14 protein-coding genes, 1 tRNA gene and 1 other annotated feature are annotated in these 14,385 nt (G+C 46.6%); of the genes, 12 read left to right on the forward strand and 3 right to left on the reverse strand.

The genetic code is table 11. From position 1 onward, the window contains the following. Positions 1–5 precede the first annotated feature (5 nt). The 7 genes from grpE to EDD70_RS10495 all read left to right on the forward strand — a co-directional run bounded on the left by grpE (position 6) and on the right by EDD70_RS10495 (position 7,068). A complete protein-coding gene (gene grpE / locus EDD70_RS10465) occupies positions 6–569 on the forward strand; it encodes a nucleotide exchange factor GrpE (RefSeq protein ID WP_092754943.1) in 564 nt (187 codons plus the stop codon). A 100-nt stretch (positions 570–669) separates the two neighbouring features. Beyond that, a complete protein-coding gene (gene dnaK, locus EDD70_RS10470; RefSeq protein ID WP_092754946.1) occupies positions 670–2,511 on the forward strand; it encodes a molecular chaperone DnaK in 1,842 nt (613 codons plus the stop codon). A 118-nt stretch (positions 2,512–2,629) separates the two neighbouring features. Continuing rightward, positions 2,630–3,790 (forward strand): molecular chaperone DnaJ, encoded by a 1,161-nt coding sequence (gene dnaJ / locus EDD70_RS10475; protein ID WP_092754949.1) that lies wholly within the window; start codon positions 2,630–2,632, stop codon positions 3,788–3,790. Positions 3,791–3,793: 3 nt separating this feature from the next. Then, positions 3,794–4,711: a 50S ribosomal protein L11 methyltransferase gene (gene prmA / locus EDD70_RS10480; RefSeq protein ID WP_092755743.1), complete on the forward strand. Its 918-nt coding sequence runs from the start codon at positions 3,794–3,796 to the stop codon at positions 4,709–4,711. A gap of 48 nt (positions 4,712–4,759) precedes the next feature. After that, entirely contained in the window at positions 4,760–5,488 is a 729-nt protein-coding gene (locus EDD70_RS10485; protein WP_092754952.1) for a 16S rRNA (uracil(1498)-N(3))-methyltransferase, read from the forward strand. A 102-nt stretch (positions 5,489–5,590) separates the two neighbouring features. Beyond that, positions 5,591–6,508 (forward strand): M15 family metallopeptidase, encoded by a 918-nt coding sequence (locus tag EDD70_RS10490; RefSeq protein WP_092754955.1) that lies wholly within the window; start codon positions 5,591–5,593, stop codon positions 6,506–6,508. An 11-nt stretch (positions 6,509–6,519) separates the two neighbouring features. Beyond that, positions 6,520–7,068 carry a hypothetical protein gene (locus tag EDD70_RS10495; RefSeq protein WP_092754958.1) on the forward strand — a complete coding sequence of 183 codons (549 nt, stop codon included), beginning with the start codon at positions 6,520–6,522 and terminating at the stop codon, positions 7,066–7,068. 125 nt (positions 7,069–7,193) lie between these two features. Here the strand turns inward: EDD70_RS10495 and EDD70_RS10500 are convergent, their stop codons facing one another. Together EDD70_RS10500 and EDD70_RS10505 are read right to left on the reverse strand one after the other, a co-directional pair. Next, positions 7,194–8,570, reverse strand: coding sequence for a TrkH family potassium uptake protein (locus EDD70_RS10500; protein WP_162840896.1), 1,377 nt, complete (start codon positions 8,568–8,570; stop codon positions 7,194–7,196). 87 nt (positions 8,571–8,657) lie between these two features. Next, positions 8,658–9,071 (reverse strand): bis(5'-nucleosyl)-tetraphosphatase, encoded by a 414-nt coding sequence (locus tag EDD70_RS10505; protein ID WP_092754964.1) that lies wholly within the window; start codon positions 9,069–9,071, stop codon positions 8,658–8,660. A gap of 205 nt (positions 9,072–9,276) precedes the next feature. Between EDD70_RS10505 and EDD70_RS10510 the strand changes: the two genes are divergently transcribed. The 5 genes from EDD70_RS10510 (at position 9,277) to tadA (ending at position 13,321) form a co-directional block, all read left to right on the forward strand. Further along, positions 9,277–9,353, forward strand: a tRNA-Arg gene (locus EDD70_RS10510). Between the two features lie 88 nt (positions 9,354–9,441). Next, positions 9,442–9,819 carry a nuclear transport factor 2 family protein gene (locus EDD70_RS10515; protein ID WP_341465126.1) on the forward strand — a complete coding sequence of 126 codons (378 nt, stop codon included), beginning with the start codon at positions 9,442–9,444 and terminating at the stop codon, positions 9,817–9,819. A gap of 124 nt (positions 9,820–9,943) precedes the next feature. Then, positions 9,944–10,199 (forward strand) — a binding site (T-box leader). Positions 10,200–10,279: 80 nt separating this feature from the next. Continuing rightward, positions 10,280–11,659, forward strand: coding sequence for a TrpB-like pyridoxal phosphate-dependent enzyme (locus EDD70_RS10520; protein ID WP_092754969.1), 1,380 nt, complete (start codon positions 10,280–10,282; stop codon positions 11,657–11,659). A 143-nt stretch (positions 11,660–11,802) separates the two neighbouring features. Next, a complete protein-coding gene (locus tag EDD70_RS10525) occupies positions 11,803–12,858 on the forward strand; it encodes a CPBP family intramembrane glutamic endopeptidase (protein ID WP_092754971.1) in 1,056 nt (351 codons plus the stop codon). A 10-nt stretch (positions 12,859–12,868) separates the two neighbouring features. Continuing rightward, the gene (gene tadA / locus EDD70_RS10530; protein ID WP_092754973.1) at positions 12,869–13,321 is read left to right on the forward strand and encodes a tRNA adenosine(34) deaminase TadA; all 453 of its coding nucleotides are present in this window, start codon (positions 12,869–12,871) and stop codon (positions 13,319–13,321) included. A gap of 373 nt (positions 13,322–13,694) precedes the next feature. On the opposite strand, the gene EDD70_RS10535 is transcribed toward tadA, so the two are convergent. Continuing rightward, positions 13,695–14,240 carry an NUDIX domain-containing protein gene (locus tag EDD70_RS10535; RefSeq protein ID WP_092754975.1) on the reverse strand — a complete coding sequence of 182 codons (546 nt, stop codon included), beginning with the start codon at positions 14,238–14,240 and terminating at the stop codon, positions 13,695–13,697. Between the last annotated feature and the right edge of the window lie 145 nt (positions 14,241–14,385).

Raw genomic sequence — 14,385 nt, forward strand, 5'->3', positions numbered from 1 at the left:
AAAAAGTGTCTGCAAAAAAAGCAAAAGAAACTGCACCGCAGGCTGAAGAGGTTCAGGCGGACGAAGTAAAAACAGAGGCAGTTAACACAGAAGAAGCTGTTGCGGAAGAAACTGCTGCTCAACAAGAAGTAAGTGAGGTTGATTTGCTGAAAACGCAGCTGGAAGAAATGAGCGACAAGCTGATGCGAACCCTTGCCGAGTACGACAACTACCGCAAACGTTCGCAAAAAGAACGCCTTGAGATTTACCCCGAGGCGGTTGCACAAACGGTAACCAAATTTTTACCGATATTGGATAACTTCGACCGCGCTATGGAAAGCGAATGCGCCGATGCAGAGTTTAAAAAAGGCGTAGAAATGATACTGACATCATTTAAAGAATGCCTGAAAGCGCTGAATGTAGAAGAAATTGAGGCGGAAGGCAAAGAGTTCGACCCCAACCTGCACAATGCCGTAATGCATATCGAGAGTGAAACCCTCGGTGAAAACATAATTGCGGCAGTATTCCAAAAAGGCTATAAAATTGGCGACAAGGTATTGCGCCACGCCATGGTTCAGGTAGCCAACTAACAAAGAGCTTTGCTCATAAGTATAAATAATTACGAAACACCGGCGGTGTATACCGCATTAAAACTTGGGCGCACAGCGCCGACTATTGGAGGAATCATTTATGGGAAAAATCATTGGCATTGACTTAGGTACAACAAACTCTTGCGTAGCCGTTATGGAAGGCGGCGAGGCGGTTGTTATTGCAAACGCCGAGGGCGCACGCACCACGCCGTCTGTAGTGGCATTTGCAAAAACCGGCGAAAGAATGATTGGTCAGGTTGCAAAACGTCAGGCTGTTACCAACCACGAGCGCACCATCAGTTCGATTAAAAGACATATGGGCTCCGACTACAAAGTACACATCGACGATAAAACTTACACCCCGCAAGAAATTTCTGCAATGATTCTGCAAAAATTAAAGGCAGATGCAGAGGCTTATCTGGGCGAAAAGGTAACCGAGGCAGTTATCACTGTTCCCGCATACTTTACCGATGCGCAGAGACAGGCAACCAAAGACGCAGGCAAAATTGCAGGCCTTGATGTAAAACGTATCATCAACGAGCCTACCGCTGCGGCACTGGCTTACGGTGTAGATAAAGAAAATGATCAAAAAATAATGGTATACGACCTTGGCGGCGGTACTTTCGACGTTTCCATCATCGAGATGGGCGACGGTGTACAAGAGGTTCTTGCTACCGCAGGCAACAACAAGCTGGGCGGTGACGACTTTGACGAGCGCGTGATCAACTACCTTGCTTCCGAATTCAAAAAAGATACCGGCATTGACCTTTCGAGCGATAAAATGGCAATGCAGAGACTGAAAGAAGCGGCAGAAAAAGCAAAAATTGAGCTTTCGGGTATGACCACCGCAAGCATCAACCTGCCGTTTATCACCGCAGATGCAACCGGTCCCAAACATCTTGATATCACTCTCACCAGGGCAAAATTCAACGAGCTTACCGCAGACCTTGTTGAGAAAACCATGGGCCCTGTTCGTCAGGCTCTGTCCGATAGCGGCTTGCAGCCTTCGCAGTTGGATAAAATCCTGCTGGTCGGCGGTTCTTCCAGAATCCCCGCAGTACAAGATGCAGTAAAAGGCATTACAGGCAAAGAGCCGTTTAAGGGCATCAACCCCGATGAATGCGTTGCAATTGGTGCGGCAATTCAGGGCGGCGTACTCGGCGGCGATGTAAAAGGCTTGCTGCTGCTCGACGTTACTCCCCTGTCCCTTGGCTTGGAGACACTGGGCGGCGTGTTCACCAAAATTATTGAGAGAAACACCACCATCCCAACCAAAAAATCGCAGATTTTCTCCACTGCTGCCGACGGCCAAACCTCGGTTGAGGTACACGTGCTGCAGGGCGAGCGTGAGATGGCAAAAGACAACAAAACTTTGGGTAACTTCCGCCTGGACGGCATCCCCGCTGCACCCCGCGGTGTGCCGCAAATCGAAGTAACCTTTGATATTGATGCCAACGGCATCGTACACGTTTCTGCAAAAGACCTGGGCACAGGCAAAGAGCAGAACATCACCATTACCTCATCTACCAATATGTCTAAAGATGACGTCGAAAAGGCTGTGAAAGACGCAGAGGCATTTGCCGCTGAGGATAAGAAACGCCGCGAAGAAATCGACGTAAGAAACGGCGCAGACCAAATGGTTTACCAGTCTGAAAAAACAATCACCGACCTTGGTGATAAAATTGCTGCCGATGATAAAACCGACCTTGAGGCGAAGATTGCAGCACTCAAAGAGGCACTGAAAGGTACCGACGTTGAGGCAATCAAAGCAAAACAAGAGGAACTGCAGAAGAAATTCTACGAAGTTTCTTCGAAAGTATACGAGAAAACGCAGGCAGCAGGCGAGGCGGCACCGGGCGCTGATACCGCAAATGCGGGGTCTGCCCCCAACGACGGCGATTATGTCGATGCAGACTACAAAGACGCTGAGGATAACAAATAGTTCGTTTGATGTCAGAGTAGGGGCACGGCATGCCGTGCCCCTATAAATGCGTTTTACAATTAAAATGCTTTGTGATAAACTAAGTAAGCATATTTGAAATAGATAAAGGGTGGTACATTTGCCTGACAAAAGAGATTATTACGAAGTGCTCGGCGTTCAAAAGGGATGTTCTGACGACGAGCTGAAAAAAGCATACAGACGTCTTGCGAAAAAATATCACCCGGATTTAAATCCAGGCGATAAAGAAGCCGAGACGAAATTTAAAGAAGCAAATGAAGCTTACGAAGTCCTCTCTGACGCGCAAAAACGCCAAAAGTACGACCAGTTCGGCTTTGCAGGTGTTGATCCCAGTTATGGTGCAGGTGCGGGCGGTGCAGGCTTTGGCGGCTTTGGCGATATGGATTTTGATTTGGGCGACATTTTCGGCAGCTTTTTTGGCGGCGGTTTTGGCGGCAGTACCAGAACCCGCAACCCCAATGGGCCCATTCGCGGTAACGATGTAAATACACAGCTGAACCTTTCGTTTATCGAGGCGGCGCTGGGTTGCCAAAAAGAAGTTACCATTCAGCGCTTGGAGCGCTGCGAAACTTGCGATGGCACAGGTGCGGCAAAAGGCACTTCGCCCGAATCTTGCTCCGATTGCGGCGGTACCGGCCAAGTACGTGTACAGCAGCGCACCCCGTTTGGTGTAATCCAAACCAGCAGAACCTGCCCCAAGTGCAACGGCAAAGGTAAGGTTATCAAAAGCCCGTGCAGCGATTGCCGCGGTATGGGGCGTGTTCGCCATACCAAAAAAATAAATGTGAACGTGCCTGCGGGTATCGATAACGGGCAGACTTTTGTTATGAGCGGTCAGGGCGACCACGGCGTCAATGCCGGCCCTGCAGGGGATCTCAACATCACGGTGGGTATCCGCCCCGACCCGATTTTCTCACGCGACGGGTTTAATGTTTGGTGCGAAATTCCCATCACCTTTACACAAGCGGCTCTCGGCGACGAAATCACCGTCCCTACAATCGACGGTAAAGTGACCTATGAGGTGCCTGAGGGTACACAGCCGGGTACAACCTTCCGCCTGCGCAACAAGGGTATCCCGTTTGTAAACGGGCGCGGCAGGGGTGACCAGTACGTTAAGGTGACCATTGAAGTACCCCAAAATTTAAACAACAAACAAAAACAAGCGCTGAAAGATTTTGAAGCACTTGCAAACGATAAAAACTACGAAAAGCGCAAAGGCTTTTTTGATAAACTCAAGGATGCGATGAAGGGAGAGGATTAATTGGTGGAGTGGAGTGAAGTAACCGTAAAGGTACCCGCAGCAAAAGTGGACGATGCTGCGGCAATTACCCAAATGGTGGTGCCCTACGGGATTTATATCGAGGATTATTCCGATCTTGTTACAGAAGCACCCAAAATTGCACACATCGACCTGATCGATGAAGAGCTGCTCGCCAGAGACCGCACGCATGCGCTCATTCATCTTTACATCAAGCCCACCGAGAACCCCAACGAAGCCGTTTCGTTCCTCACTGAACGTTTTACATCCGAGCAAATCCCTTTCGAAATTTCTACCGTAAAGGTGAAAGAAGAGGATTGGGCAACCGAGTGGAAGAAATACTATCATCCCATTAAGGTGGGCAAACGCCTTGTGGTTTGCCCCTCGTGGGAGCATTACGACCTTGCCGAGGATGAGGTGATGATTTCGCTGGACCCCGGTATGGCATTTGGCACCGGTACGCACGATACCACCAGATTGTGCATGCAGCTTTTGGAAGAGCACGTCACCGCCCAAACAACCGTACTTGATATGGGCTGCGGCAGCGGCATACTCTCGATTGCGGCGATGCTGCTGGGCGGTAAATCGGCAGTTGGTGTTGATATTGACGATACCGCGGTGCGTGTTGCCAACGAAAACGCCGCGATGAATAATGTAACAGAGAAAACCACATTTCTCTGCGGCGACCTCACCGACAAGGTGAGCGGCACGTTTGACCTGATTTGTGCCAACATCGTCGCGGATGTGATTATCCGTCTCTCCCCCGTCATCCCCCAATTCTTAAAGCAGGATGGCGTGTTTATCGCATCGGGCATTATTGCAGAACGTGCCGACGAAGTGGTTTCGGCTTTAGAAGCAATTGGGCTGCATATTGTTAAGCGTGCCGAAAGCGGCGGATGGGTAGCGTTAGATTGTAAGTTTTAATTTTAAAACAGCATAACTTGTATTTTATTTACCAACCGGAGGTTACCTATGCCGCGTTTTTTTGTAGAGCGTGCAAACGGAGATAACATCACCATCACAGGCGACGATGCGGCACATATCAGCCGCGTATTGCGCATGGGTATCGGCGATGATCTCATCGTATGCGAAAACAGCACGGATATCGAACACTTTTGCAAAATTGCAGAGATTCAGGCTGGGGCGGTATCCCTTTTGATTGACCGTTCGCAGCACAGCGCAGCCGAGCCGGATGTGAAGGTGCACCTTTATCAGGCACTGCCCAAGGCGGATAAAATGGAACTGATTATTCAAAAAGCGGTGGAGCTTGGTGTGTGCGAAATTACCCCGATGCTCACCCGCCGCTGTGTTTCGCGCCCCGATGCCAAAAGCCTTGCCAAAAAGCAGGAGCGCTGGCAGAAAATTGCCTACGAAGCCGCCAAGCAGAGCGGACGCGCCAGAATACCGGAGGTGCACCCTGTGCTGGAATACAAACAAGCGGTGCAACAGATGAGTGAAAGCCCGCTTACCGTTCTTTTTTACGAACTGGGCGGCGAAAAATTAAGAACTTTGCTGCAAAATTACCCCCCAAATATATCCATCGTGGTTGGCGCAGAGGGCGGTTTTGACGAAAGCGAGGTTGCGTATGCCATAGAACATGGCATACGTACAGCAACGCTTGGCAAGCGCATTCTTCGCTGCGAAACCGCGCCTTTATGTGCGCTTTCAGCCATCATGTTTGATACTGGAAATTTAAATTAGCAATGTAAACCGAACGTTCTGTTCGGTTTTTTTGTTCATTTTTTTGTGTTATAATAAATTTATCTTTAAATTCGACAGGATATTTGAAAGGATAATGATACAATGGCGAATGCACCCCAAAACTACAGCGGTCACCACCGCAGACGCCGCAGGCGCCGCAAATCCCCCATGCCGGCAATCATGATGATTGCAGTGCTTATGCTTGCAATCATCATTGGTGTGGCGGCGTGCAATCATAAAAAAAACAAAGAAGAAAGTTCAATACAATCCGACAGCATCGTATCAGAAAGCGATGCCCTGCAAGAAAGCGGAAGGGAAGAAACCACCAGTGAAGAATCTTCTAGCAAAAGCGAAATGACATCAAGCAGCAAGGAGAGCGAATCCTCGATGAGCAGTGAAAGCAGTTCGGTCTCGTCCGGTTCTGCACAAAATGTTGCCAATCAAGCCGATGACTGGAGCCTTGTACTGGTGAATGCAAAAAACCGCCTCAGCGGTGATTACAACGTAAAACTTGCAAATGTTAACGCCAACTACCAGTTGGACGAACGCATTGTGGAAGATATGAAAGCCATGATAGCAGCCGCAAAAGCAGACGGATATTCTTTGCAGATTTGTTCAGCTTACCGCTCTACCGAGCGCAGTGCGGTTCTTTACAAAAACAAAATAAATCAACTTAAAAACAACGGGCTTTCCGACCAGGATGCGGCGGTAGAAGCGGCGAAATGGGTGGCACCTCCGGGAACCAGCGAGCACAACACAGGGCTTGCTGCCGATATTGTATCGGGAGATTATTTTACCAAATACTCCGACCTTGAGCATGACTTTGAAAAGTTTGATGAGTTCAAATGGCTGTACGAAAACTGTGCTGATTATGGCTTTGTACTGCGTTACCCCAAAGATAAACAGGAGGCTACCGGAATTACCTACGAACCGTGGCATTACCGCTATGTGGGCAAAGAACATGCCCGTAAGATTATGGACCAGAAAATTTGCTTGGAGGAATACTTGAATCAATTTTAGGAGTGACTACCTTGACATCATTTGGCACGTCACAACAGAACACGCAAAAAAGCAGCACGTCTGCGCTTACCGCAGCGGTAGGTGTATTGCTTGCTGTAGCTATTCTTGTTACCGGTACCTCTCTTGCCGGCGCACTAAAAGATAAGGGTGGGGAACTTGTTGCCGCACAGGTGTTTCAGCAAGAAAAAATGCAGCTGAGCGGCTCGAAAAACAAACTGCTGCGCCGTAAAACCGTCAGTTTACTGGAACATTATGTGTTTGCGTTTGCCGATGCCGCCATCAATTTTGATACCGTGCCCCAGTTGAACAGTAAGGTGTTTTTTAAAATTGCAACCTCTATGCCCGACGATGTGGAGCCATTGGGCATTGTGTTTGACCATTATGATATTATACTTACCTGCCGCGCACAAAAAGCGGAATCACCTGAGATGTTCTTTCGGCGGCTTCAAGCGGTGGAGCTGTTTGAAAGTGTAATACAATACCCTGTTACGCAACAAGAACAAGGGTATGTGTTTCAAATTACTTGTTCCCCACATAGCAGTGAGGGCAGCTTAATTTAACAATTACAGCAAACAAAAAGAGGCGCATTTGCACCTCTTTTTTAATACGAATTTTACCCCAGGTATTTGTGAAGATGCGATGTGAAGTCATCGTGTTTTCTAGCTTTATCGTTAGATGGATTGGGCTAGCCAACCATAATTTTACCGTCCGGCATAATCTGGTTTTTCTTAATACCGTTGTTGGCAGCAAGAGAAAGTACAAACGAAATGGGGCCCACACGGCCGGTAAACATTGTTAAAGTGAGCACCAGCTTGGACGGAATATTGGCAAGTGCCGTTACCCCCGAGGACAGCCCCACCGTTGCAAACGCCGATACTGCTTCAAACATAGAATCAATGCCTGTTTCCAGCGTACTCAACGGCATAGAAAAGTAGACGACACTGCCTGCGATAATTACCAACAATCCCGCCAGCATTACAATCGCAAGCGATTTGTAAACGGTATTTTTGGCAACTTTGCGCTTCATAATAATGGTATCTTCCCTGCCGCGTATCACCGAAATTACCGTCGCTACCACTACCGAAATGGTAGTAACTTTAATTCCGCCGCCGGTAGAGCCGGGTGCTGCACCGATAAACATGAGCACCATGGTAAACGTTTTGGTTACAGGGAACATTTGAGTAATATCAATGGTGTTAAAACCTGCGGTTCGCGTAGAAACCGACTGGAAGTATGCCGCAGACAGCTTTTCGCCGAGAGGCATGTCCAACAGGGTGGCGGGGTTATACCATTCGCAAACCAAAAACATCACTGTGCCCGATACAATCAGCAGGGCTGTCATTAAAAGCACAACACGGCTGTGCAGCATCAGCTTTTTTGTTTTGCGGTAATCCAGTAAATCTGCCCACACAATAAAGCCCAACCCGCCAATGATAATCAGGAAGGTGATGACGATAATTACTATCGGGCTGCCGTTGTAATTGGTGAGTGAAATGAATTTTTCTTCAAAGCCTAAAATATCGAAACCTGCGTTGCAAAACGCCGAAATTGCTAAAAATATAGAGATAAAAATGCCGTGTACCCCGTACTTTGGCACAAACACCAGCATTAGTATGGCGGCGCCGATGCCCTCCACCGCGAAAGATGCCTTTACTACGATGCGTATCATTTTATCAATATCCATAACACCGTCGACGTTGATGGACTCTTGCGCACGCTGCATGGAGCGAAAACCAAGCCGTTTGCCAATGGCAATGTTAAAAAATGTGGTTATGGTGAGCAAGCCAAGCCCGCCGATTTGAATTAGCGCAATGATGGTAACCTGCCCGAAGACCGACCATTTGGTAGCGGTATCAAACACAACCAAGCCCGTTACGCAAGTAGCACTGGTAGCGGTGAACAAAGCGTCCACAACGTTGGTAAACTGCCCGTCCTGCGACGAATACGGCAGCGTCAGCAACAATGTACCAACCGCAATGACGGCAAAAAAACTTAGGCAGATAGCGCGCGCCGGTGAGGTGGAAAGCGATGAACGCTTTTTTTCGGGTAAATTTAGGGACACTATGGATAGCACTCCTTTAATTTTTCATCACAATTCTATTTGTTGCATGAAAGAAAGGCGAGGCATCGAATTCCCCGCCCTTTTCTGTCAAAGTTCAAGCAAAAAACTTTTTGCACGGCAGATTAAATTTTTATCGTTTTTAAAAGTGACTGCATTCAGTGCTTCGTCAATATCCAGCCACTTAACTTCGCTGACTTCTTCATCCTGCTTGTGAACCTGATCGTTTTCGGCATAGCCTAAAAAATAAACCACTTGTTTTTTTACATTGGGTTTCGGGTAGTATTCCACACACTCTCGAAAACCGTCCAGCAAATCAATGGTAAGCCCGGTTTCTTCGTTTACTTCGCGCAAAGCGGTTTGTACTTCGTTTTCGCCAGCCTCCACATGCCCTTTGGGGAACGACCAATGCCCGCCGTAACGGTGCTTAATCAGAAGCAATTCGGGCTTTTTATCGTCTTTTTTACGGTACACAAGTGCACCGCATGACTTTTCACGTCTCATTCTGCTTATCCTCCACTTAAACTCGTAGCACAATCAACATCCTGTGCGACACACTGCGCGCACGATACTCTATCTACCTAATATAACACTTTTTTGCTTTTTAGAAAAGCCCTTAGGGCAAAAAATGCATTGTTCAACCGATATTTGATTGACTTTGTTTTTTCTATGGTATAAAATAAAGAATACGGGTTTCATTCGCCGTTATGTGCCTATAGCTCAGTTGGATAGAGCGGTCGCCTCCTAAGCGACAGGCCGTTGGTTCGAATCCAATTAGGCACGCCAACTAAACGCCTCTGCATGCTTTTTGCGTGTGTGAGGCTTTATTTATATGGTATAACCAAAAATGGTACACCTATGTTTGGGAGCGCGTATGATGGCAGAAAAAGAGAAAATGATCAAATTATATTTTGAATCGTGGTTAAAAAAAGATGCCGCTATTTTAGAAAATATATTTGATAAGGATATTGTTTACAGCGAATGTTATGGCCCCAAATACCATGGCATCGGGCAGATCAAAAGCTGGTTTGCTGATTGGAACAGGCGCGGAACAGTTTTGCAGTGGGATATAAAGCAGTTTGTCCATCAAGAGAATAAAATTGCAGTGGAATGGTATTTTCAATGCGAATATGATGGAGTTACCGACTGTTTTGACGGGGTGTCGTTGGTTTTATTTAACGATACGGGGAAAATAGTTCACCTCAAAGAATTTCAGTCGAAAGCAGAACATATTTATCCGTACGGCAAATGATGAACGTTGCCTTGAATGAGAGCGTGTTTCATTAAAATGGTTCTCTTTTGATTTTTTGCAGTTTTATACAGAAAATACCTTGACAAAACAAAAACGCTTTTATATAATAAGAAAAATTAAATGATTAAAACCGATGAATAAGAAGAGTACGCATAAAAACTCCCTTTGCAGAGAGCCGCCGTGTGGTGTAAGTGTGGTAAGTGAGATTATGCCGAATGGACTTATGAGGGCAGGACGAAAAGTAATTTTGCTTAGTAGTGCCTGACGGGATCTTCCCCCGTTACCAAAGAAGCATATATGTATGTATATGGATAAGCGGGTATGCTTTGCATACCAATTTGGGTGGTACCGCAGAAGTTTTTAAGGCTTTTGTCCCAGCAGAAATGCTGAGACAAAGGCCTTTTTTGTTTATGATAGTTTACGAAGCCAAATAAAATAAAAATAGAAAGAGGGTACCATGATGAAAAAAATACCGCACAGAATATATTTAACCGAGGAGCAGATGCCAAAGCAGTGGTATAATCTCAGGGCGGATATGAAAGAACTGCCCGCCCCCATGATGAACCCTGCCACCCTGCGCCCTGCAACAGAAGAAGATTTATATCCTGTATTCTGCAAAGAACTGGCACATCAAGAGATGGACGACAAAACGCGCTATGTACCAATTCCAGATGAAATCCTCGAGTTTTACAAAATGTACCGTCCCTCTCCGCTCATTCGTGCGTACAACTTAGAAAAGGCACTGGGTACGCCCGCAAAAATCTACTATAAATTTGAGGGCAACAACACCTCAGGCAGCCATAAGCTGAATTCTGCCGTTGCACAGGCGTATTACGCAAAAAAACAGGGGCTTAAAAGCCTTACCACCGAAACAGGCGCAGGCCAATGGGGCACCGCACTTGCCGAAGCTTGTTCGTTTTTTGGTATTCCCCTCACCGTTTTTATGGTAAAAGCCTCTTACGAGCAAAAGCCTTTTCGTAAAGCCATCATACAAACTTTTGACGCAAATGTAATTGCAAGCCCCAGCAATACCACGGATGCGGGCAGAAAAATATTGCAAGAAAACCCCGAAACAAGCGGCAGTTTGGGCTGTGCCATCTCCGAAGCCGTGGAAAAAGCAGTTACAACACCCGATTGCCGTTATGTGCTCGGCTCTGTGCTCAACCAAGTTTTGTTGCACCAGTCCATCATCGGGTTAGAATCGAAAATCGCGATGGAATCTATCGGAGAATACCCCGATGTCATCATTGGCTGTGCGGGCGGCGGCTCCAACCTCGGTGGGTTGATTGCACCGTTTATGCAGGATAAACTCACAGGGAAGGCAAACCCCAGAATGGTGGCGGTAGAGCCGGCGTCCTGCCCGTCGCTTACCCGCGGCAAATATGCTTACGATTTTTGCGATACGGGTAAAATCACGCCAATGGCAAAAATGTATACACTCGGATGCGAATTTATCCCTGCGCCCAATCATGCAGGCGGTTTGCGTTATCACGGGATGTCCCCTGTTTTGTCAAAACTGTATCATGACGGATACATGGAGGCTGTGGCAGTGCAGCAGACAAAGGTATTTAATGCCGCAACCTTGTTTGCAAAGCAAGAGACGATTCTTCCTGCGCCGGAGTCGGCACATGCCATTTATGCTGCAATCGAAGAAGCGCTGAAGTGCAAAGAAACCGGCGAAGAAAAAACGATTTTGTTTGGCCTTACAGGTACCGGTTATTTTGATATGACCGCTTACACCTCTTATTTGGAAGGGAAGATGAATGATTTCATCCCTACCGACGAAGATTTACAAAAAGGCTTTGATAAGCTGCCGAAAATCCCCGGAATTCAGGGGTAGTTTGCAGCTAAACAGTACACCCGCAGGCAGTAAATGCGGGTGTATTTTTCTGCCTGATAAAATGTTTACAAAAAGGCGGTATATTCAAGCAGTCCTTTTGTGATATGCTTATAACATTAGAAAATACAATTTAAGGTGATTGGATGAATTACAACAATAATTTTGACCAAGACAGACAGCCTGAATCCGGGTATACATATGTACAGGGTTTGGGCTTTGTTCCGTTTGGGCCTGCTTATAAAGAGCGCACCTCGCTCATCACCTGTGCAAACGCGATAGGGCTTGCGGTGCTGCTTTATTTGTTCTTGCGCGTTGCCATACCCGATTATGTTGTAAGAGTTCTGATGCTGTTTGTACCTGAGATTCGTTATTTTAATTCGCACTTAATGGCACCTGAGTGGATTACGCAGATAATTGACGGTACTTGCTTTTTACTAAGTAATTTTATTGCCTATGGTCTTTATATGCTTTTTATCCGCATCCCTGTAAAAGTAGCGTTGCCGCTTAAACGTCCTCAGGCATCGGTCACGGTTGCTTCGGTGCTGATTGCGCTTGCGGTGTCGGTGCTGGGCTCCATTTTAACTTCAGCCATCGGCCGTGTATTCGGTTTTGTCGGTTTGATACCGATTATGCCCGATATATCGGTTTCGCTTACCCCTACGGGGCTGATAGCCGCCTTGGTTAATATTTGTATACTGCCTGCATTTGTAGAGGAGTTTGTATTCCGCGGTGTACTGTTGCAAAGCCTGCGCCGGTTTGGCGATGGGTTTGCACTGGCGATATCCTCCATTATTTTTAGTATGCTTCACCTTAACTTTATTCAGGCACCTGTTGCTCTTCTGACAGGGTTTGTCATAGGATATTTTGTTATTCGCACCGGCTCTGTTTTAACCGGGGTTATCATACACTTTATCAATAATTTTCTGGCATTGATCCAGCAAATCATTATGCCATTGCTTTCGCAGCATCTGGCGGATATTGTGAACCTGCTGGTAGTTTTGGTTTACCTGATATTGGGGCTTGTTGCTATGGTTTTGCTTGCACGCAGCAGCGATAATCTGTTTGAGCTCAAAACAATACCGTCCTCTTTCTCGGTGCGCAAGCGTGCAAAAATGTTCTTCTCGTGCCCTGCAATGGTGATTGCAATTGTGCTGATCGCATCGCTTTCGCTGCATAGTATTCAAAGATTGCCGAGGTAACCTTATTATTATGGAAAATCAATACGAACTGTATATGAGGCAGGCGCTGGAGCTTGCAGCACAGGCGGCGCGGCTTGGCGAGGTACCGGTAGGTGCACTGGTGGTAAAAAATGGGCGCATTGTAGGGCGAGGTTTTAACCGCCGAGAGGGCAGTAAAAATGCGCTTTCTCATGCCGAGTTGATAGCCATTGATCAAGCGTGTAGAACACTTGGCGGTTGGCGGCTGTTTGGCTGCGATTTGTATGTTACGCTTGAGCCTTGCCCAATGTGTGCGGGTGCCATCATCAACAGCCGTATAGACCATGTTGTTTTTGGCGCATACGATAAAAAGGCGGGCTCTTGCGGCTCGGTTATCAACCTTTTTGAACTGCCCTACAATCATTTTCCCACCGCAATGGGCGGTATTTTGCAGCAAGAATGTGCCGGTATGCTTAGCGACTTTTTTAAGCAATTGCGCAAGTAAAAACACAAGCCCCGACTGTTTTTTCAGTCGGGGCTGATTTTATGCCATTTTTCAGCGTCATGTTGAAAGTCTGTTGAAACGGGGGAAAACTATTTGCCCATAACTGCAATTTGCGGTGAAACGCGACATTGGGCAGGGGTTTTCCACAGGAAAAAACCACGGTTTTAAACTATTTCCACGACTTTTCCAACTTTTTCTGTTGAAAACTCGGTTGAAAGTGTGGAAAGATATAATTTTTTGCATCAAATTTACAAAGTGTAATACAAAAAAATGTCAAGGCCAAAATATAGAATCATGTCGAAAGGCAGACACAATATATAGAAAAAACAAGAATTTCTTTTCCACACCAATGGGATAATACTGTTGAAACATATTATAGCACATTGCGCTCGCGAAAAAGCTTGGTTTTTAGTATGGCAATTTGCGTTTTTGCATCGCGGATTTCGTTGTTAAGTACCATTTCAACTGCTTTTTCGAAAGGTATTTTTTCTACGTATAGAAATTCATCGGCATCCAAATGTTGTTTGGTTTTTGATAAATCTTTTGCAAAATACAAATGGATGATCTCATTATCGTAAGCAGGCGTTGGCAAAAGCTGCCCCAGTGAACAATAGGTTTCTGCAACATAGCCGGTTTCCTCCTCCAGCTCACGCTTGCCGCAGGCAAAAGCATCTTCACCGTATTCCAGTTTGCCTGCAGGTATTTCAAGCAAAGCCTGTGCAAACGGGTAGCGGAACTGCCTTACCATCAAAAGCTTGCCTCCGTCATCGATTGCCGCAACGGCAACACCGCCCGGGTGCTCAATCACTTCACGGCTGGTGACATTGCCGTTTTCCAGTTCGACCATATCTTTACGCAGAGTAATCACTCTGCCTTTGAACAGTTGTTCGGTGCTCAGCGGTTTTTCAAATAGTTTCATAAAATTTCCTCCAACCAAATTAAAATCTATTGCTAAGGGGTGCATACACAAAGTTGTCTCACTCATAAGATAGTTTCGAGGTGATTGCAATGCATTTGTGGCAGCAGGTCAATCCATGCAGGCCTGCGCGTTTTTGCAGGATTTG

Source organism: Hydrogenoanaerobacterium saccharovorans (genome assembly GCF_003814745.1).
Classification (GTDB): Bacteria; Bacillota; Clostridia; order Oscillospirales; family Ruminococcaceae; genus Hydrogenoanaerobacterium; species Hydrogenoanaerobacterium saccharovorans.

What these genes read in the sequence shown, in the direction of transcription:
- dnaK (WP_092754946.1), top strand. Translation starts at nt 670, where the DNA reads ATGGGAAAAATCATTGGCATTGACTTAGGTACAACAAACTCTTGCGTA.
- EDD70_RS10485 (WP_092754952.1), top strand. Translation starts at nt 4,760, where the DNA reads ATGCCGCGTTTTTTTGTAGAGCGTGCAAACGGAGATAACATCACCATC.
- EDD70_RS10490 (WP_092754955.1), top strand. Translation starts at nt 5,591, where the DNA reads ATGGCGAATGCACCCCAAAACTACAGCGGTCACCACCGCAGACGCCGC.
- EDD70_RS10505 (WP_092754964.1), bottom strand. Translation starts at nt 9,071, where the DNA reads ATGAGACGTGAAAAGTCATGCGGTGCACTTGTGTACCGTAAAAAAGAC.
- EDD70_RS10515 (WP_341465126.1), top strand. Translation starts at nt 9,442, where the DNA reads ATGATGGCAGAAAAAGAGAAAATGATCAAATTATATTTTGAATCGTGG.
- EDD70_RS10520 (WP_092754969.1), top strand. Translation starts at nt 10,280, where the DNA reads ATGAAAAAAATACCGCACAGAATATATTTAACCGAGGAGCAGATGCCA.
- EDD70_RS10525 (WP_092754971.1), top strand. Translation starts at nt 11,803, where the DNA reads ATGAATTACAACAATAATTTTGACCAAGACAGACAGCCTGAATCCGGG.
- tadA (WP_092754973.1), top strand. Translation starts at nt 12,869, where the DNA reads ATGGAAAATCAATACGAACTGTATATGAGGCAGGCGCTGGAGCTTGCA.
- EDD70_RS10535 (WP_092754975.1), bottom strand. Translation starts at nt 14,240, where the DNA reads ATGAAACTATTTGAAAAACCGCTGAGCACCGAACAACTGTTCAAAGGC.